We start from the raw sequence: 17,695 nt of genomic DNA on the forward strand, positions 1-17,695 counted from the left end.
CTGACTCCTGACCTGGATTGCGCTTCTGACTGAAGAAAAGAACTTGGAAATTTGTGGTGCCCATGGCGCGGATCGAACGCGCGACCTCTCCCTTACCAAGGGAGTGCTCTACCACTGAGCCACATGGGCAACTTGTACAGATATCAATCTTGGAGCGGGTGAAGGGAATCGAACCCTCGTCGTAAGCTTGGAAGGCTTCTGCTCTACCATTGAGCTACACCCGCGGCAAACCCTTTCACCTTCTCTTTCCCAAACCCTTCAAATCTAAGGCCGAGGAAACCTTACAGCCTTCTTTGCGAAGGCCGCCCAGTTCCCTAGGCCTTACATTGCAAATCCAGGCAAACCGCGCCTGGATTTAGGTATGGGTCTCTGGTGGAGGAGGTTGGATTCGAACCAACGTAGGCGCAAGGCCAACAGATTTACAGTCTGCCCCCTTTAACCACTCGGGCACCCCTCCAGCGGAGAACTTGAGATTATGAACACTTTCAAATCCGCTGTCAAACCATTCGGACGAAAAATTCAAAATTTCTGTTCTGCCACCGCCGCGTTTCCGCGCAGAGGGGGCGAAGCTTACAGGTTTCCGCGAATTGCTGCACGGAAAAGCTGAGAATATTTTTCTGCGGAGAAATTTACGGGGTTGGTGCCGGCCGAGGGATCCTCGCTGGCCATGCGCCCTACCCGGTCCGCTTCGGCCTCGTCCAGGCCGATATCCGCGAGGGTGTGCGGGATGCCTACGGCTTCGCGCAGACCCAGCACCCAATCGAGAACGGCGCCCGGCCCTGCTTGCGGCAGCCCCAGGTAGCGCGCCAGCGATTCAAGGCGCGGCGCTACCGCCTGCTGGTTGGCCTTCAGCACATAGGGCATCAGGATGGCGTTGAGCAGGCCGTGATGTGCGTCGTACAGCGCGCCTAGCGGGTGCGCCAGCGCATGCATGGCGCCCAGGCCGCGCTGGAACGCAGTGGCGCCCATGCTGGAAGCCACCAGCATCTGCTGGCGCGCCTGCAGGTCGGCGCCGTCCGCCACCGCCTGCGGCAGATATTCCTTGACCATGCGCATACCTTCGAGAGCGATACCGGCCGCCATGGGATGGAAGAACGGCGAGCAGTAGGCCTCCAGGTTGTGCGACAGCGCATCCATGCCGGTAGCCGCCGTAATCCTGGGCGGCAAGCCAACAGTGAGTTCGGCGTCCAGGATCACGATGGAGGGCAGCATGCGCGCATGGAAGATGATGCGCTTGACCTGCGCGGCCTCGTCGGTGATGACGGATGCGCGGCCCACTTCGGATCCTGTGCCCGCTGTCGTCGGCACAGCCACAACGGGCGCCATGCCGGCCACGTTTACGCGCAGATAGTTGTCGCCGATGTCTTCGAAGTCCCACAGGGGACGACTCTGGCCCGCCATCAGGGCAATGGCCTTCGCGGCATCCAGCGCAGAACCGCCGCCGAACGCGATCACGCCGTCGTGATTGCCTAGCTTGAACGCCGCGACGCCGTCGTCGACATTGCGTCCCGTCGGATTGCCCTTGATTTCGTGGAACACGGCGCACTCAAGGCCAGCTTCGCGGCAGGCGACCACCGCGTTGGCGATCATTGGCAGCGCGGCCAGTCCGGGATCCGTGACCAGCAAGGGGCGCGCCATGCCCAGTTCGAGGCACCACTGCGCCAGCTCGCGCACGCGGCCGGGGCCGGTCTTGACGGCGGTCGGGTAATTCCAGTTTACGGAGGGCACAGTCATGGTTCGATTCCCCGGGGCGTCGTGTCAGACGCTGCGCAGATGGAAGGATTTGGCCTGCGTGAGCGGCTCGAAGCCGACGGCCGATAGCGATACGCCCCGGCCCGAATTCTTGACGCCCGTCCAGGCGAGCGCCGGATCCAGGTAGTCGCAGCGGTTCATGAAGAATGTTCCAGTCCGGACCTGCCGGCCGATATGCAGCGCGGCGTCCTCATCTTGCGTAAACACGGCGGCGGTCAGGCCGTAGGGGCTGTCATTCATCAACGCGACGGCTTGTTCGTCGGTCTCCACCGGCATGATGCCGACAACAGGCCCAAAGCATTCGTCGTTCATGATGCGCATGCGGTGGTCAACTTGGGTCAGCAACGCCGGCGCGACGTAAGGCGAGTCTTCACTCGCATTTTTAAAATGTGATGAATCAATCATATTTCTGGCGCCGGCGGCGATCGCCTCTTGTATGACATCGCGGATTTCGGCGGCCGCGCGGGTCCGCACGACCGGACCGAGGGTCGTCTCGGCGTCCAGCGGGTTTCCCAGCACGTACTGATTGGTGAGCGCCACGGCGCGTTCGATGAACTCGTCGTAGCGTGCGCGGGCAACGTAGATCCGCTGTATGCCGCAGCAGGACTGGCCTGAGTTGAAGAAGGCGCCGTCAACGAGGGTTTCGACCGCATGGTCCAGCCTGGCGTCGGCCCGCACGTAGGCTGGGTCGTTCCCGCCAAGTTCCAGGCCCACGCCGATGAAACGTCCGGCCGCGCCTTCCTCAACGGACCGGCCGCCCCGCACCGATCCGGTGAAGGATACGTAGCCGATCTCTGGCGCGCGGACCAGCCGCTGCGCGATGTCGTGGCTGGCGTGCAGGAACTGGAATACGCCCGCCGGCGCACCGGCGTCGCGAAAGGCGCGGCCGATGAGTTCCGCGCACAAGGGCGTCTGGTCCGAATGCTTGAGGATGACCGAGTTGCCGGCCATCAACGCCGGCACGATGCTGTTCACGGCAGTCAGCAAGGGGTAATTCCACGGCGCAATGGTCAGCGCGACGCCGATGGGCTCGCGGCTGATGAAGCGCGTGTACCCCGGCTGCGCGGGCGCGGGGATGGGGGCCAGGGCCTCTGGCGCTATCGCGATCATGTGGCGGGCGCGGGCCTCGAAGCCCGCCACCTCGGATGGCGTGTATCGCAGGGGCCGTCCCATCTGGATCGTGATCGCGCGCGCGATTTCGTCCTTGGCCGCGACGAAGCGGTCGACGGCATCGGACACGACGCGCCCGCGGGCCTCTATGCCCATGGCGTGCCAGGCCCCTTGCGCGGCCTGCGCGCTGGCCAGCGCATGGGCAACCTGCGCTTCGCTGGCATAGGCGCGGCGCGCGACTTCACGTCCGTCGATGGGGCTGATGGTGATGAGTTCATCGGTCATGGCGGGACCCGGACAAGCGGATTGGAGGGAGGTCAGATGATTTCAAAGTAGCGCGCCAATTCCCAGTCGGTCACGTGACGCCGGAACTGCCGCTCTTCCCATTCGCGTGTCGCGGCGTAGTGCTCGACGAACGCGTCGCCGAACAAGAGGCGCGCGGCCTCGGATCCGCGCAGGCGCTGCGCCGCTTCCCACAGGGTGGCGGGCAGGCGCAGGTGCGCGGGGAACTGTTGGGTGTAGGCGTTTCCCTGCACCATCGGTTCCGGCGCCAAGCCCTGCTCGATGCCGTACAACCCGGAAGCCAGCGCCGCGGACAGCGCAAGATAGGGATTGGCGTCGGCCGACCCGATGCGTACTTCGACGCGCTGGGATTTGTCGCTGCCCGGAATGAGCCGCAGCGCCGTCGTGCGGTTTTCCATGCCCCACGTGGCGTCCAGCGGCGCCCAGTAACCGGGCACCAGACGCGAATAACTGTTGATGGTCTGCGCGTACAGCGCCATGAATTCGGGCAGGTAGCGCTGCACGCCAGCCATGAAGGACGCCTGCGTGCCGCTGATCCCGTGCGGCTGCGATTCGTCGTAAAAGGCCGAGCGGCCCGTCTTGCGGTCGCGTAGCGACAAATGGATGTGGCCGCTTTGTCCAGGATGGTCGTGCGACCACTTCGCCATGAACGTCGCCATCAGGCCGTTCTGCTGCGCTAGCGCCTTGGTGAAAGTCTTGAACAGGAATGCCTTGTCGCCTGCCGCGGCCGCCGCGTCCACGGCAATCGCCGCTTCAAGCACGCCAGGCCCCGTCTCGGTGTGCAGGCCCTCGATAGGCATGTCCATGCGTTCGCACATTTCCAGGAGCTTGCGGTAGAAGTCGCCCTCCACCGTGCTTCGCAGCATGGAATAGCCGAAATTGCCGGGCGTCCAGTTCTCCATGTTGCGGTAGTTCTTGGCGCGCACGGAATGCGGCGTCTCGCGAAACATGAAGAACTCGTATTCCAGCGCGGCGTAGGCGTCGTAACCCATGCCTGCCGCGCGGTCGATTACGCGGTGCAACAGCCGGCGCGGACAGATCGCCCCGGCGTCGCCTTCGAACTCCGCCAGGAACAGCAGCATGTCTTCGCCCCCCGGGCCCTGCTCCAGGGGGAGCCGGCGCGCACTCTGCGGCACGATCCTGAGCTTGGCGTCGGGGTAGGCGGTGTGCCACCCGGTGTACTTGGTGTTGTCGTAGAGCTGGTCGTCGATGTCCCACCCGAACACCACATCGCAAAACGCCAGCCCCGAACGCAGTGCGCCCAGGAATTTGTCGCGCCGCAGATACTTGCCCAGCATCAGCCCGTCCACGTCGGACAGGCCCACCTTGATGTGCGAGAGCGGACTGGACTGCACCAGGCGCTCTGCGTCTTCCACCGTTGCTACCCCTAGTGCATGCATGCTTGTTCACCTTGTGGCTGAAGCGTTGCGTGAAACTGCGGGCGGGCGGCGCGCAAATCAGGTCATGGCCGCCCCCAGCACCCGCATCGCCTGGCGATGCAGCTGCGGCGTGGCGGCCGCGACCACGCGGCCCTGGGATTCGAGACTGAGCGGCTGCCCCGACCAATCGGTTATGACGCCGCCAGCGCCCTCGATCACGGGCTGCAGGGCCAGATAGTCGTACGGTTGAAGGCCGGCCTCGACGACGAGATCGACGTGGCCGCTGGCCAGCAGTCCGTAGCTATAGCAGTCGCCGCCGAAGCGGCGCATGCGCGCCGCCCCCGTCAACGCGTCGAACGCGGCCAGTTCCGCGCCTTCGAAGATGTCCGGCGAGGTGGCATAGAGGATAGCGTTGCGCAATTCGGAACAGGTGCTGACGCGGCATTCCTGGCCGTTGAGCCGCGCGGGAGAACCCGCCGCGCCGATCCAGCGTTCATCCAGCATGGGGATGTCGATGACGCCCAGCACGGGCTTGCCCCGGTGCAGCAGCGCAAGCAGCGTGCCCCACAGCGGATTGCCGGAGATGAACGCACGCGTGCCGTCGATGGGATCGAGCGACCATACGAATTCGGCGCCCGAATGGGAAGCGCCGAACTCTTCGCCGAAGATCCCGTGTTGCGGATGATGCCGGGCAATGGCGTCGCGCAAGGCCGATTCAACCTGCCTGTCCGCTTGGGTGACCGGGCTTTCGTCCGCCTTGGTGTCCACGTCTAGCGGATGCCGAAACCACTTGCGGGACAAGGGGCGGACGCTGTCCGCCAAGGTTTGGGCGAAGGCGGCAAAGGCAGCCAGCTGCTGCACGGACAAGGCGGATGAAGATGGCATTGGTGCGCTTCCAGAGTGGCGAAGGGGGGTGCGACTACGCCAGTCAAACTCCTGCGTGCAGGTTTTCCCAGTCTAGACACGTTGCCACAAATTTGCAAATATGCTCAAAACTGCAACCACGTCCCGAGTTCTGGCTGGTCGCCGTCCGCATACGCAGCTTGCCACCGTTGCCGTGTATTCCCCACCGGAGTCCCATCATGCAATGTATGAAGAAGCTCAGTTTTGTGGTTGCAGTAATTTCCCTAGGTTGCGCGCAGGCCCACGCCGGCGCGATCACCGTCTACACCGCGCTGGAGGAAGACGAGATCGCCGCGTACCTGAAGGCCGCCAACGCAGCCATGCCCGACCTCAAGGTCAACGTGCTGCGGCTGTCGACGGGCGATCTCGGCGCGCGCCTCATCGCCGAAGCCGGCAATCCACAGCAGGACCTCATCTGGGGCTTCGCGGTCAGCAACATGCTGGACCCGCGCCTGCAGAACCTGCTTGCCCCATACAAGGCCAAGGGCATGGACACCCTGCCCTCGCAGTATCGGGGCGCCGACGACAAATGGTTTGCGGCCACCGGCTACGTAGCGGCGTTCTGTGTGAATACCGACAGGCTCAAGTCCAAGAACCTGCCGATGCCCACCTCCTGGGAAGACCTGACCAAGCCCGAATACAAAGGCGAGATCGTCATCCCGAGCCCCGCCGCTTCCGGCACCGGCTATCTGCAGATCGTCGCGCTGCTGCAGGGCATGGGCCAGGAGAAGGGCTGGGCCTTGCTGAAGGACCTGGACAAGAACGTGGCGCAGTACACGCCATCGGGTTCGCGCCCCTGCAAGATGGCGCGGGCCGGCGAATACGCCATCGGCGTGTCCTTCGCCTTTCCAGCGATGCAGTCCATCGAGGAAGGCTACCCCGTCAAGATGGTCATCCCAACCAAATGGGTGGGATACGAACTGGAAGCGTCGGGCCTGATGAAGACGGCCAAGAATCCCGAGGACGCCAAGCGCTTCCTGGACTGGACCCTGTCGGCGCAGGCCGGCGGGCTGTACAGCAAATACAAGGAACTGGTCACCCTGCCCGGCGCCGCCCCCAACAAGGCGGCCGAGGCGGCGGGACTTCCCAAAGACCTGACCTCCGTGCTGTACCCCGTCGACTTCCAGAAGTCCGCCGCGGAACGCGACGCGACGATCAAGACCTGGCAGAACACCATCAAGCGCTGATCGGCCAGCGGCCGGCCGCTGGTCATCCTGGAGACGCCATGTATCTGGAACTGCGTGGGATACGGAAGGCCTTCGACGGCTCCCTGGCGCTGGACGACATCGACCTGTCGGTCGGGGAGCACGAGTTCGTTTGCCTGCTTGGACCCAGCGGCTGCGGCAAGACGACGCTGCTGCGCATCGTCGCGGGCCTGCTGCCGTCCGACAGCGGCACGATCACGCTGGGCGGCCAGGACTTGAGCTCGGTGCCCGCGCGCAAGCGCGGCTTCGGCATCGTGTTCCAGTCGTATTCGCTGTTTCCCAACATGACTGTGGCGGAGAACGTGGGCTACGGACTGCGCATCCGCGGCGAAACGCGGGAACGCATCGCAGCGCGGGTCCGGGAACTGCTGGCGCTGATCAAGCTGCCGGACTACGCCGAACGCTATCCGCACCAGCTTTCCGGGGGACAGCAGCAACGCGTTGCCCTGGCGCGCGCGCTCGCGGTGGATCCTGCGCTGATTCTGCTGGATGAACCCTTGTCGGCGCTGGACGCACGCGTGCGCACCGACATGCGGGCCGAAATACACGAGGTGCAGCGCCGGCTGCAGATTCCCACGATCATGGTGACGCATGATCAGGAAGAAGCGCTGACGCTGGCGGACAAGATCGTTTGCATGAACGACGGCCGGATCGAACAGATGGGGTCCCCCTCCGACCTCTACCTGCGGCCGCGCACCCGCTTCGTGGCCAGTTTCGTGGGGCTGAGCAATCTGCTGCCCACCGACTGGGTGCGCGAGGCCATGCCCGAGCTGCTGGCGTCGCGTCCCGACGGCGCGAGCGAGCGCTACGAGGCCTGCCTGCGTCCGGAAAACCTGCGCGTCGCGGCTGACGCGCAGGGCCCTGGCCGCGTGCGGGATCTGATCTTCATGGGCAATCTCACACGCCTGCGGGTGGCGTGGATGGGACGTGAGTTGACGGTGGAGCAGCACGGCGCGGCCGGGTTGTCGCGCGGCGCCCCCGTGCGCCTGGCCGCAGAGCCCGGCCTGTGCGCCTGGGTGAGCACATGACGGCGCACGCGGGAGGCATTGCGTGAACAGCGCGCACGCAAGCGCTACGCTGGCAGCGCCGGCCGGCCGGGCGCCCTGGTCGGCCGACCGGGTGCTGCTGTGGACCTGCGTCGCGGTTCCGCTGGCAGGCCTGGCGCTGTTTTTCCTGTATCCCCTGGCCACCGTGGCATGGCGCAGCCTGGTCGAAAGAGACGGCTCCATCGGACTGGGAAACTATGCCGAAGTCTTCGCCACGCGCGGCATCCTCACCGCCACGCTGAACAGCCTGGCGATGAGCGCAGCCACTACCGTGGCAAGCATCGTGCTGGGTTTCGCGATCGCATACGGCCTGGACCGCAGCTGCATGCGCGGCAAGGCCATCGTGCAGCTGGCGCTGGTGCTGCCGCTGCTGGCGCCGTCGCTGGTGCAGGGGCTGGGCCTTATCTTCATCCTGGGACGCAACGGCCTCGTGCACCGATGGACCGGCTGGGAGATCGACATCTATGGCTTCTGGGGCCTGCTGATCTCCAACGTGTTCTACGCCCTGCCCCAGGCCGTGCTGATCCTGCAGGCGGCGCTGCGCAACATGGACGCCCGCTATTACGACGCGGCGGAAGTCATGGGCGCATCGGGCGCGCGGCAGTTCTTCGACATCACCCTGCCCAACTGCAGGTTCGGCTTGCTCAGCGCGGCATTTGTCGTCTTCGTCATCACGATTACCGACTTCGGCAATGCGGCGGTGATCGGCGGGAACTACCGCGTGCTGGCCACCGAGATCTACAGCCAGGTGTCGGGCCAGATGAATTTCGGCATGGGGTCGGTCGTGGGCATCCTGCTGCTGCTGCCCTCGCTGATCTCGGTGCAGATCGAGCGCGTGGCATCGCAACGCCAGTTCGGGTCGGCATCGGCCGGCAGCCTGCGGGTCGCGCCGCGCCCATCGCGCGGACGCGACGCCGCCTTCGGCGCGGGCGTGCTGCTGGTCGCGGGCACGATCATCGTCACGGTGGGCACCGTGGTCTTCGCCAGCTTCATGCGGCTCTGGCCCTACCGCATGGAGTGGACGCTGAAGCACTACGACATCACGGTCAGCGGCGGCTATGCGCCCCTTTGGACATCGTTGTACCTGTCGCTTGCGGCAGCCGGCGGCGGTGTGCTGCTACTGTTCTTCCTGTCGTTTGGCGTGTGCCGGATTCCGCGCGCGTGGGCCAAGCTGGTTTACATGGTGTCAGTCCTGCCTGTCGGCGTACCGGGCCTGGTGCTGGGCCTGGCGTACATCTTTGCATTCAATGCGCCGGGCACGCCGCTCTATGCGTTGTATGGCAGCGCGGCGCTGATCGCCTTGTGCAACTTCTATCACTATCACACCCAGGGATTCCTGACGATGATGACCGGCATGCGGGCCGTGCCGCAGGCCCTGGAGGAAGCCGTAAGCAGCATAGGCGGAGGCACCCTGCACGTGCTGCGCGACGCGGTGCTCCCGTTGATTGCGCCGACGGTGCTGGGCGTCTTCTTCTTCCTGTTCATGCGGTCGATGGTGACCCTGTCCGCCGTGATCTTCCTGGTCACGCCTTCTGTCAGCGTGGCGCCGGTGTCGGTGCTGCGGCTGGACGAGGCCGGCTTCGTTTCCCAGGCGGCGGCGTATTCAACCCTTATCATGCTGGTCGTTGGAGGCTCATTGCTGGCGATGCGGGCGCTGATCGCCGGCGCCACGCGGCGACGCGTGGTTCAGGACTAGGAAGCAACGGATATGTGGCAAGAAGAGCGGTATCAGAGGATCCGCGCCCTGCTGTCTTCATTGCAGCAGGTATCGACCGACCGCATCGTCGGCGAACTTGGGGTTTCCCGGGAGACCGTCAGGCGGGACCTGCTGGAACTGGAGGCATTGGGGGAGTTGCGCCGCGTGCACGGCGGCGCCGTGCCCGTGCATAGCGAACCGCCCATCGCGGAGCGCGTGCATACGCGCGTGAAGTACAAGCGCGCCATTGCGCGGGCCGCCGCGGGCCTGATTTCCAGCGGCCAGACCCTATTCCTGGACGCGGGCAGCACCACCAGCGTGCTGGCCGACGAACTGGCCAAGCTGTCGGGCCTGACCATCATCACCAATTCATTCGATGTCGCGTTGAAAGTGGGCGCGGCGGGCAACGGCGCCAACCAGCTGATCATGCTGGGAGGCGCCGTCGGCGGCCCGGTATGCGCCACGTCGGGCGATATCACGATCGCCGAGATTCACCGCTATCGGGCCGATCTTGCGCTGTTGTCGCCAGTGGGCGTGGACATCGAATGCGGCGCAACCAACTACGATCTGCGCGAAGCCGAAGTCGCCCGCGCCATGACGGCGAACGCCAAGCAGCTGGTGCTGCTTGCCGACTTCAGCAAGATCGGCCTGTGCAGCCGCGTTTCGTACTGCACCGCGGACCAGATCGACCACCTGGTCACCAACGGCAACGCGCGCAATTCGCCCGCATTTTCCGCGCTTGAATCGGCCGTGGGCAATACGCTGGCGGTATAGCCCCGGCACGAGTCCCGATCAGCTCAATCCAACGACACGCCTGCCGTCTTCACCATCTCGGCCCAATACGCCGTGTCCTTCTGCAGGCGGGTCTTGAACTCGGCCGGCGCGCTGCCCACGGGCTGGCTGCCGCCGCTATTGATCTTGGCGATCACGGCGGGCGACTTCATGGCCTTGTCCACGGCTTGCGCCAGATACGCGACGCGCTCGGGCGGCGTGCCAGCCGGCGCGAACAGGCCATACCAATCGTCTGCGGTGATGCCCGCCAGGCCGGCCTGCTGCAGCGTGGGCGCCTGCTTGAAGAGGCCGACGCCGTCTCCATGGCTCATCGCCAGTATGCGCAGCTTTCCAGCCGCCACCATCGGCTCGGCCGACGCAGGCGACGTAATGAGCATGTCCACCGTGCCGCCCATCAGGTCCGTGATGGCCGGGGCCGCGCCGCGATACGGCACATGGACCAGCTTGACGTCGGCCTTCTGGGACACGAGCGCGCCCATCAGATGACTCATGGTGCCGTTGCCCGGCGTCGCATAGGTGATGACGCCCGGCTGCTTGCGCGCGGCGGCCAGGTAGTCGGCCAGCGTCTTGTACGGGCTTTCGGCGCGCGCCACCAGCACCAGCGGCGCGGACGTGATCTGCGATATCGGCACGAAGTCCTTCAGCGGATCAAACCCCACGTTCTTGTACAGGCGCGGATTGACGGCCATGACGCTGGTCTGGGACATGACGAGCGTGTAGCCATCCGGCTTGGCGCGCGAGACCTGGGCCGTGCCGACGTTGCCCCCCGCGCCCGACCGGTTCTCCACGACGACGCTCTGCCCCGTGATGGATCCTAGTTCCTGGGCGATCAGTCGCGCCACGCCGTCATTCCCGCCTCCGGGCGGAAACGGCGAGACCACGGTAATGGCCTGCTTCGGAAAGTCGGCCAACGGCGCGGGCGCCTGGGCATGAACGGCGGTACCCAGCAACAGGGCTGCCATCGCGGCGGCGGTCCTGCAAGCGTGCAATGCATGTTGCTTCATCTGTATTTCCCCTTGTGTTGGCGGCCGGATGCTCGGCCGTCCTTCGCATTTCGGTTCGCCATGAACCGTCCGCACCCCGCCGGCGGGGCCGCCGGGGCGTATTGATCAGGTTGAAGCGTCTGTCGCGCCGCGGGCGGAGCCGCGGCGGCTGGTCACTGAGGCGGAAAGCGGTAGGCCGCGCGTTCCCGCTCGTCGATCTGCTTGACCAGGTTGGTCTCCCAAGCCAGGTATTGCCGTGCCGCGGCCTTGTTGCCGTCATGCCGGTCGTGTACGAAGAACAGGTAGTCGATGCAATCGCGGTCGGCCGGCTGGGCGGGTGTGGACTCCAGCGCAAGTCCGTGCGCGGCCCAGCTTTCCGGCGTGCCCGTGTTCACCTTGACGTCCGGGATGCCCAGCGCCCGCAGTTCCGCCGCCGCCCAGGCTGCCACTGCGGCGTCTTCGGCCAGCAGGACCACAGGCCGCGCGCCATCCAGCGCCAGGCTGCCCAGGCGCGGACGAATGGACCAGCGCGCGCCCGTCAGATGGCTGGCGCGATAGCGCATGCTGGGACGAATATCGACCGCTTGCGCGCCCTGCGCCAGCGCCAGGGCGAGCGCGGCGTCTGACAACACTGAGACGGCGGGCGCGGCCACCGCGGGCGAGGCATTGGACAGCGCGGCGTAGGTGCCTTCCTGCAGCGTGCAGGCGTCCCACCCCATCTGCCTGAGCCAGCTGGCGACGACGGGCGCGCGCACGCCTTCGGCATCGAACACCACGATACGGGCGCCGCGCACGGCCAGGTATTGGTCGGTGGCCTGGACCAGCTGGCCGCCGGGCGCGTGCTGCGCCCCCGGGAGAGATCCTTGCGCGTATTCTTCGGCACTGCGCACGTCGCACAGGAACGTGGTGCGTTCCGGGTCATCGAGCCAGGCCTGGACCTGGGCGGCGGTGGCAGTGGGCACGCCGTGGCGTTCAGCCAGCCGCGCGGACCGTTGCGCCAGGACCGGCAGGTCCTGTTCCGCCACATCGTCGCGGTAGCGGCGACGCGCGCCGTGCTCCAGCTGCAGGTCTTCCAGATACCAGCCCTGCGTGCCGTTCTCGAGTGCGTAGACGGGATTAGGCACGCCCAGGTTGATCAGCGTCTGCGCGCCGATGATGCTGCGCGTGCGGCCGGCGCAATTGACCACGATGGTCGTATCCGGACTGGCTGCCAGCGTGTGGGCCCGCAGCGCCAGTTCCCCGTTGGGGCAACAGATGCCGCCCGGAATGCTCATCTTCTGGTATTCCGCGTAGGGCCGGCCATCTAGGACGATCAGGTCGTCGCCGCGCCGTTGGCGTTCGGCCAGTTCGCGCGCGCCGATGCGCGGGGTGTGGAAAACTTCTTCGGCCAATTCGCCGAACGTTTTGCTCGGGACGTTGACGCCTGCAAAAACGGCGTAGCCCTGCTGCTGCCATTGCGCGATGCCGTCTGCCAGGCGATGCACCTGCGTATAACCAAGCGCAATCAGCGCGTTTGCCGCCCGCGCGGCCGTGTCGTCGGCGCCTCCGTTGTCGTAGACCACCACCCGCACGCTGCGGCGCGGCGCCAGCCGCACGATGTCCGCCTCTAGCCGGCTGTACGGCACGGGTGCGGCGTAGAACAGATGGGACTCGCCGTACTGCCCGTGCTCGCGCACATCCAGCAGCGCGATCTCGCGGCCGTCGTGCAGCCATTGCTTGAGCGTATGGGCGTCGATGTCGGCGAAGAAAAGTTCGGTGTTGGGCTGCATTATGAAATTCGAAGGGTGCGGAGAGGTTGGATGAGCGCGTTCAGGCCGCGCTCGAGATCGGCGATGAGGTCCTGGGGGTCTTCCAGGCCGACATGCAGGCGCAGCATCGGGCCACGCGGGAGGTTGCCGGACAGCGCGCGCGAAGTGCGCAGCTGCACCGGAATCACCAGGCTTTCGAAGCCGCCCCACGAAGCGCCAATGCCAAAAAGCTGCAGGCTGTCGATCAGTCGCTCGGCGTCGGATTCGGTATAGGTGTCGGCCAGCTCAACCGTCAGCAGACCGTTCGCGCCAGTGAAGTCGCGTCGCCAGATCGCGTGCGACGGATCGCCGGGCAAGGCCGGATAAAGCACGCGGGAGATCTCGGGCCGCGCAAGCAGCCAATTGGCGACCTGCATGGCGTTGCCGGCGTGCTGCGCCATGCGCAGCGGCAGCGTGCGCATGCCGCGCAGCACCAGGAAGGCGTCATCGGCGCCGACCGTCTGGCCAAAGTCGATGGTGGCCCGCTCCAGGGCCTGCCAGGCGCGCTGGTTAGCGACGACGGCGCCCATCATGGCGTCGGCATGGCCGCCCAGGTATTTGGTGGCCGCCAGGATGGAAATATCAGCGCCGAGCGTGAGCGGCTGGTGCAGCAATCCCGATGCCCACGTGTTATCCACAGCCAGCCAGCAACCGTGTTTTCGCGCAGCTGTGGATAACCTGGAGAGGTCCGGCATTTCGTACGTCAGCGAACCCGGCGACTCGGCATAGATCATGCGGGTGTTGGGCCGGATCATGGCTTCGATACCGTTGCCGTCCGGCGCGTAGTACGTATGCTCGATGCCCAGGCGCGCAAGATGTTCCGCGCAGAACCTGCGCACGGGTTCGTACACGGCGTCGGTAATCAGCACATGGTCGCCCGCACGAAGATAGGCGAGCAGCACGGTGGCGATCGCCGCCTGGCCGGTGGGATAGAGCTTGGCGCGGTAGCCCTGCTCCAGTTCGATCAGCGCATCTTCTAGCGCATGGGTGCTGTCGGTGCCGCGTGCGCCATAGGACGGCAGGCGCTCTTGCTCGCGGCGGGCCCGCGTATCGCGCCACGACTGCACGCTTTCAAACACATAGGTGCTGGCACGCGTGACGGGCGTATTGACCCAGCCTTGATGGGGACGGCCTGCGCGCAGCAGGCGCGTCGCGGCGCGATAGGGCTTGCTCATGGTCAGCGACGCGTCTGGACGCCGATCGGCATGATCTTGCAGGTGCCCGCGTCCAGGTCGAACCCCAGGCGCTCATTCAGCGTTTCCAGCGCGCGGCCGTACATGTGGAGATGGCGTATGACGCTGTCGCCCTGGATTTCCACGGCGTGGATGTCGTCCGGCATCAGGGCGATACCGGCGCCGGGCCCCACCACGACGGTGCCGGTCTTTTCCAGGGTGCCCACGCCCGGCACGGAGCCGTCGTCGGTGCGGTCATAAACGTAGTTGTATTCGACGCCCTCGACGGCGGCGATACAGGCCCAGGTGGTGTGGTTGTGCGGCACGATCTTCTTGCCGGGCCGCATCACGTTCAGATAGAGCGCATAGCTCTGGTCGGCGTCCTCGGCAATGAGGTAGCGCGCCTGACGCTCGTCTCCCTCCGGCGCCGGGTAGCGATCAGCGCCCCACCACGCGGTGTTGCCCGCCAGGCCGATGAGTTCATCCAGAACGGATTGAAGGCTGTCCCGGTTCAGCCCCTTATTTCCTACAGTTTTTTTAATATTTCCGACGGCACTGTCTATGCCGGCTTGATGAGGATGTGCGGAGGTCACTTTGGCTTTCCCTCTTGTTTCACGAGTTATTGCACTTACTGTATCCGCAGCATTCCCACCCAACAATTTAATTTGATTTAAGATTTCATTAGCATTGCTAATACATTGGGTTATCCCCAATCTGCTCTTCATTCTCTTTTGCGAGCCTGAATGCGTAATCTCGATCTGGATCTGCTGCGCACGCTGACGGCGATCGCCCAGCATGAAACATTCTCTGAAGCCGCCAACCGGCTCCACAAGACGCAGTCGGCCATCACCCAGCAGATGCAGCGGCTGGAGTCGATGATCGGCCTGCCGCTGTTCGAAAAGCAGGGGCGCAACAAGCACCTGTCATCGCACGGCAGGCGCCTGGTCGAGTACGCCCGGCACATGCTGGCCATCAACGACGAAGCGCTGCGCGCGCTGCAGGACGGTCCGCTGGAGGGCGATCTGCGCCTGGGCGCGCCGCTGGACGTGGCAGACACCATTTTGCCCACCCTCCTCACTCATATCGCGCGGGTGGCGCCGCGGGTAAAGCTGGAGATCCGCGTGGACCGCAGTCCCTTCCTGATGGATGCGCTGCGCGCGGGGGAAATCGACCTGACCATCTCGACCCGCTTCGACCAGGACTTCGAAGGCGTGGCGCTGCGCACCTCGCCCACGGTATGGCTGGCCAGCGCCGATTACGTGCACGATCCACATGCCCCGGTTCCGCTGGTGCTGGCGGATGACCCCAGCATCTTCCGCCGCCTGGCGCTCAATGCGCTGGAGCAGGCGCAAGTGCGCTGGCACACTAATTACGTGGCGCCGAACCTGGTGGGGATCAAGGCCGCGCTGCGCGCGGGCCTGGGCGTGACCGCGCGCAGCGTGGAGCTGCTGGGCCCGGAAATGCGCGTGCTGGGAGAAAAGGACGGCCTGCCGCCGTTGCCCGACGTGACCTACTTCCTGTGGATAAGGCGCGACCTGATCAATCCGCTGACGCGGCAGGTGTACGACATGCTGAGAGCCAACCTTGGACTGGCGCAGCAAGGCGGCGCAACGGCTGGGCCGTCGCGTCCGGCCATTCAATAGCGATCGAAGATCTGCTGCAGCGCAGCCGGATCACGGGTGACCGACAGCGCAAGCATCAGCAAGACGCGCGCCTTCTGAGGGTTGAGGTCGCGCGCGGCGACGAACCCCAGGCTGGCGTCGTCGACCTCTACGTCGCGCGCGACGAAACCGCTGCCCGTGCGGCTGGACCGCACCACGGCCACGCCGTCATCGGACGCGCGGCGCAAGGCTTCGATGGCCAGGTCCGTGGCGTTGCCATCGCCCACGCCGGCCAACACGATGCCATCCGCAGCGCCCGCCAGGAAGTCGATCAGGTCGGCCTGCAGGTTGGCGTAGGCGTAGACGATATCGACACGGGGCCAGCCAGCCTTTTCCAATAATGCGAGTGAAAACTCGCTTTGCGATGTATGCGTGGTAGCGTTGCGCGAATAGAAGCATGGCGCGCCGCCGTGCATGACGCCCGCCCGGCCGCGATTGGGCGAAGCAAAAGCGCACAGGCCGGCGCTGGCGATCTTCTGGATCTCGCGCGCGTAATGCACGTCTTCGTTCATGACGACGAGGGGCCCGCGGCCGCGGGCGTCGGGATGGCGCGCCAGCGCCACGGCGTTGTACAGATTGGCCGGGCCTTCCGCGCCGAGCGCCGTCGCGGGCCGCATGGCGCCGACCAGCACGACCGGCTTGTCGTGGCGGATAACCAGGCTCAGGAAATAGGCGGTTTCTTCCAGCGTGTCGGTGCCGTGCGTGATGACGATGCCGGCCACGGAGGCGTCCTGGCATAGCGTATCTACGCGCTGCGCCAGCGCGCGCCACACATCGTGCGTCATGTTCTGGCTGCCGACATTCGCGACCTGTTCGGCCCGGATCTCGGCGATGCCCGCCAGTTGCGGCACGGCAGCCAGCAGGTCGTTCACGGAGAACGAACCAGACTTATAGCCCGCCGATGTCGCGTCGGCCTGGGCGCCCGCGATCGTGCCGCCCGTGGCCAGCACCGCGATGACAGGCAGCGCCATCTCAGGCATCCACCGCTCCGGACAGGCCTTGGCGTTCGAGCAGCGAATTCAGGTGCTCCCAGCCGTGGAAGTCGATGACGATCTGGCCTTTTTCCTTGGCGCCGACCTTCAGGGCGACGCGCGTGCCCAGATGATCGGACAGGGCTTCCTCAAGGCGGGTCAGGTCGCGCGAGACGCCATTGGCCTTTTTCTTGGGGGACGCCGACGCTTCGGCCTCCTTGGCGGTCTTGGCCACGAGCTTTTCGGCCTCGCGCACCGACAGGCGGCGCGCGATGATCTGGTTGGCCAGCTGGATCTGGGTTGCGGCATCGACGGCCAGCAGCGCGCGCGCGTGACCCATGTCGACGTCGCCCGCCAGCAGCATGGTCTGCACCGGAGCGGCCAGGTTCAGAAGGCGCAGCAGGTTGCTGGTGGCCGAGCGCGAGCGGCCGATTGCCTGTGCGGCCTGTTCGTGCGTCAGGCCGAACTCATCGAGCAGGCGGCGCACGCCGTGCGCCTCTTCAAGGGGATTCAGGTCTTCGCGCTGGATGTTTTCGATCAACGCCATCACTGCGGCGTTTTCGTCGGCCACTTCGCGCACCAGCACGGGCACTTCTTTCAGGCCCGCCAACTGGGCGGCGCGGAAACGCCGTTCGCCCGCAATGATCTCGTAATGGCCGGGCGCGGCCTCGCCAAGGGCGCGCACGAGAATGGGCTGCATGATGCCCTGCGTGCGTATGGATTCGGCCAGCTCGCCCAAGGCGCCCTCGTCCATGCGCGTGCGCGGCTGATACTTGCCGGCGCGCATTTTCGAGATGGGCAGAGTGGACGGCGGACCCTCGGGCTTGGCCGCGGCCTTGCCGATGTTGTCGATGGCAGGCGCGTCCGCGCCCAGCAAGGCGTCCAGTCCGCGACCCAATCCCTTGGGTTTCTTGGTGGCCATAATTAAATCCTCT

Annotated in this window: 15 protein-coding genes and 3 tRNA genes; 5 read left to right on the forward strand and 13 right to left on the reverse strand. The window is 65.5% G+C overall.

Annotated features, from left to right (window positions below; genetic code table 11):
* Positions 1–54: 54 nt before the first annotated feature.
* The 7 genes from KYC_RS00005 to hisN form a co-directional block, all read right to left on the reverse strand.
* A tRNA-Thr gene (locus KYC_RS00005) sits at positions 55–129 on the reverse strand.
* A gap of 21 nt (positions 130–150) precedes the next feature.
* Positions 151–224, reverse strand: a tRNA-Gly gene (locus tag KYC_RS00010).
* Positions 225–370: 146 nt separating this feature from the next.
* Positions 371–457, reverse strand: a tRNA-Tyr gene (locus KYC_RS00015).
* Between the two features lie 113 nt (positions 458–570).
* Positions 571–1,734: an iron-containing alcohol dehydrogenase gene (locus tag KYC_RS00020; RefSeq protein ID WP_008157444.1), complete on the reverse strand. Its 1,164-nt coding sequence runs from the start codon at positions 1,732–1,734 to the stop codon at positions 571–573.
* A gap of 24 nt (positions 1,735–1,758) precedes the next feature.
* On the reverse strand, positions 1,759–3,147 hold the full coding sequence (locus tag KYC_RS00025) for an aldehyde dehydrogenase family protein (protein WP_008157446.1): 1,389 nt from the start codon (positions 3,145–3,147) through the stop codon (positions 1,759–1,761).
* A 32-nt stretch (positions 3,148–3,179) separates the two neighbouring features.
* The gene (locus KYC_RS00030) at positions 3,180–4,565 is read right to left on the reverse strand and encodes a glutamine synthetase family protein (protein WP_043517119.1); all 1,386 of its coding nucleotides are present in this window, start codon (positions 4,563–4,565) and stop codon (positions 3,180–3,182) included.
* Between the two features lie 57 nt (positions 4,566–4,622).
* Positions 4,623–5,429 carry a histidinol-phosphatase gene (gene hisN, locus KYC_RS00035; RefSeq protein WP_008157450.1) on the reverse strand — a complete coding sequence of 269 codons (807 nt, stop codon included), beginning with the start codon at positions 5,427–5,429 and terminating at the stop codon, positions 4,623–4,625.
* A gap of 197 nt (positions 5,430–5,626) precedes the next feature.
* Between hisN and KYC_RS00040 the strand changes: the two genes are divergently transcribed.
* From KYC_RS00040 to KYC_RS00055, 4 genes are read left to right on the forward strand one after another with little or no spacing between them, the layout of a single operon-like run.
* Complete coding sequence (locus tag KYC_RS00040; protein ID WP_085945394.1) at positions 5,627–6,634, forward strand: ABC transporter substrate-binding protein; 1,008 nt, start codon at positions 5,627–5,629, stop codon at positions 6,632–6,634.
* A gap of 38 nt (positions 6,635–6,672) precedes the next feature.
* Complete coding sequence (locus KYC_RS00045) at positions 6,673–7,680, forward strand: ABC transporter ATP-binding protein (RefSeq protein WP_008157453.1); 1,008 nt, start codon at positions 6,673–6,675, stop codon at positions 7,678–7,680.
* 22 nt (positions 7,681–7,702) lie between these two features.
* On the forward strand, positions 7,703–9,394 hold the full coding sequence (locus tag KYC_RS00050) for an ABC transporter permease subunit (RefSeq protein ID WP_008157455.1): 1,692 nt from the start codon (positions 7,703–7,705) through the stop codon (positions 9,392–9,394).
* Between the two features lie 12 nt (positions 9,395–9,406).
* The gene (locus KYC_RS00055) at positions 9,407–10,168 is read left to right on the forward strand and encodes a DeoR/GlpR family DNA-binding transcription regulator (protein ID WP_008157457.1); all 762 of its coding nucleotides are present in this window, start codon (positions 9,407–9,409) and stop codon (positions 10,166–10,168) included.
* A gap of 23 nt (positions 10,169–10,191) precedes the next feature.
* Here the strand turns inward: KYC_RS00055 and KYC_RS00060 are convergent, their stop codons facing one another.
* The 4 genes from KYC_RS00060 to KYC_RS00075 form a co-directional block, all read right to left on the reverse strand.
* Positions 10,192–11,148 carry a Bug family tripartite tricarboxylate transporter substrate binding protein gene (locus tag KYC_RS00060; protein WP_008157458.1) on the reverse strand — a complete coding sequence of 319 codons (957 nt, stop codon included), beginning with the start codon at positions 11,146–11,148 and terminating at the stop codon, positions 10,192–10,194.
* Positions 11,149–11,342: 194 nt separating this feature from the next.
* Positions 11,343–12,938, reverse strand: coding sequence for a rhodanese-like domain-containing protein (locus tag KYC_RS00065; RefSeq protein ID WP_008157460.1), 1,596 nt, complete (start codon positions 12,936–12,938; stop codon positions 11,343–11,345).
* Entirely contained in the window at positions 12,938–14,131 is a 1,194-nt protein-coding gene (gene metC / locus KYC_RS00070; RefSeq protein WP_008157462.1) for a cystathionine beta-lyase, read from the reverse strand. The genes KYC_RS00065 and metC overlap by 1 nt, the downstream gene beginning before the upstream one ends.
* 2 nt (positions 14,132–14,133) lie before the next feature.
* Positions 14,134–14,721: a cysteine dioxygenase family protein gene (locus KYC_RS00075; RefSeq protein WP_008157464.1), complete on the reverse strand. Its 588-nt coding sequence runs from the start codon at positions 14,719–14,721 to the stop codon at positions 14,134–14,136.
* A 150-nt stretch (positions 14,722–14,871) separates the two neighbouring features.
* Between KYC_RS00075 and KYC_RS00080 the strand changes: the two genes are divergently transcribed.
* Positions 14,872–15,771: a LysR substrate-binding domain-containing protein gene (locus KYC_RS00080; protein WP_008157465.1), complete on the forward strand. Its 900-nt coding sequence runs from the start codon at positions 14,872–14,874 to the stop codon at positions 15,769–15,771.
* On the opposite strand, the gene KYC_RS00085 is transcribed toward KYC_RS00080, so the two are convergent.
* Together KYC_RS00085 and KYC_RS00090 are read right to left on the reverse strand one after the other, a co-directional pair.
* Positions 15,765–16,769 carry an asparaginase gene (locus tag KYC_RS00085; RefSeq protein ID WP_008157467.1) on the reverse strand — a complete coding sequence of 335 codons (1,005 nt, stop codon included), beginning with the start codon at positions 16,767–16,769 and terminating at the stop codon, positions 15,765–15,767. The two genes, KYC_RS00080 and KYC_RS00085, sit on opposite strands and share 7 nt — an antisense overlap.
* Entirely contained in the window at positions 16,762–17,682 is a 921-nt protein-coding gene (locus tag KYC_RS00090; RefSeq protein WP_008157469.1) for a ParB/RepB/Spo0J family partition protein, read from the reverse strand. Before KYC_RS00090 ends, KYC_RS00085 begins: the two co-directional genes overlap by 8 nt.
* Positions 17,683–17,695 lie beyond the last annotated feature (13 nt).

This window comes from Achromobacter arsenitoxydans SY8, assembly GCF_000236785.1.
Classification (GTDB): domain Bacteria; phylum Pseudomonadota; class Gammaproteobacteria; order Burkholderiales; family Burkholderiaceae_B; genus Achromobacter; species Achromobacter arsenitoxydans.

Excerpts from the sequence above, each read along its gene's own strand:
- KYC_RS00030 (WP_043517119.1), bottom strand. The coding sequence starts at position 4,565 with ATGCATGCACTAGGGGTAGCAACGGTGGAAGACGCAGAGCGCCTGGTG.
- KYC_RS00045 (WP_008157453.1), top strand. The coding sequence starts at position 6,673 with ATGTATCTGGAACTGCGTGGGATACGGAAGGCCTTCGACGGCTCCCTG.
- KYC_RS00020 (WP_008157444.1), bottom strand. The coding sequence starts at position 1,734 with ATGACTGTGCCCTCCGTAAACTGGAATTACCCGACCGCCGTCAAGACC.
- KYC_RS00025 (WP_008157446.1), bottom strand. The coding sequence starts at position 3,147 with ATGACCGATGAACTCATCACCATCAGCCCCATCGACGGACGTGAAGTC.
- KYC_RS00080 (WP_008157465.1), top strand. The coding sequence starts at position 14,872 with ATGCGTAATCTCGATCTGGATCTGCTGCGCACGCTGACGGCGATCGCC.
- KYC_RS00085 (WP_008157467.1), bottom strand. The coding sequence starts at position 16,769 with ATGCCTGAGATGGCGCTGCCTGTCATCGCGGTGCTGGCCACGGGCGGC.
- hisN (WP_008157450.1), bottom strand. The coding sequence starts at position 5,429 with ATGCCATCTTCATCCGCCTTGTCCGTGCAGCAGCTGGCTGCCTTTGCC.
- KYC_RS00060 (WP_008157458.1), bottom strand. The coding sequence starts at position 11,148 with ATGGCAGCCCTGTTGCTGGGTACCGCCGTTCATGCCCAGGCGCCCGCG.
- KYC_RS00040 (WP_085945394.1), top strand. The coding sequence starts at position 5,627 with ATGCAATGTATGAAGAAGCTCAGTTTTGTGGTTGCAGTAATTTCCCTA.
- KYC_RS00090 (WP_008157469.1), bottom strand. The coding sequence starts at position 17,682 with ATGGCCACCAAGAAACCCAAGGGATTGGGTCGCGGACTGGACGCCTTG.
- KYC_RS00065 (WP_008157460.1), bottom strand. The coding sequence starts at position 12,938 with ATGCAGCCCAACACCGAACTTTTCTTCGCCGACATCGACGCCCATACG.
- KYC_RS00055 (WP_008157457.1), top strand. The coding sequence starts at position 9,407 with ATGTGGCAAGAAGAGCGGTATCAGAGGATCCGCGCCCTGCTGTCTTCA.
- metC (WP_008157462.1), bottom strand. The coding sequence starts at position 14,131 with ATGAGCAAGCCCTATCGCGCCGCGACGCGCCTGCTGCGCGCAGGCCGT.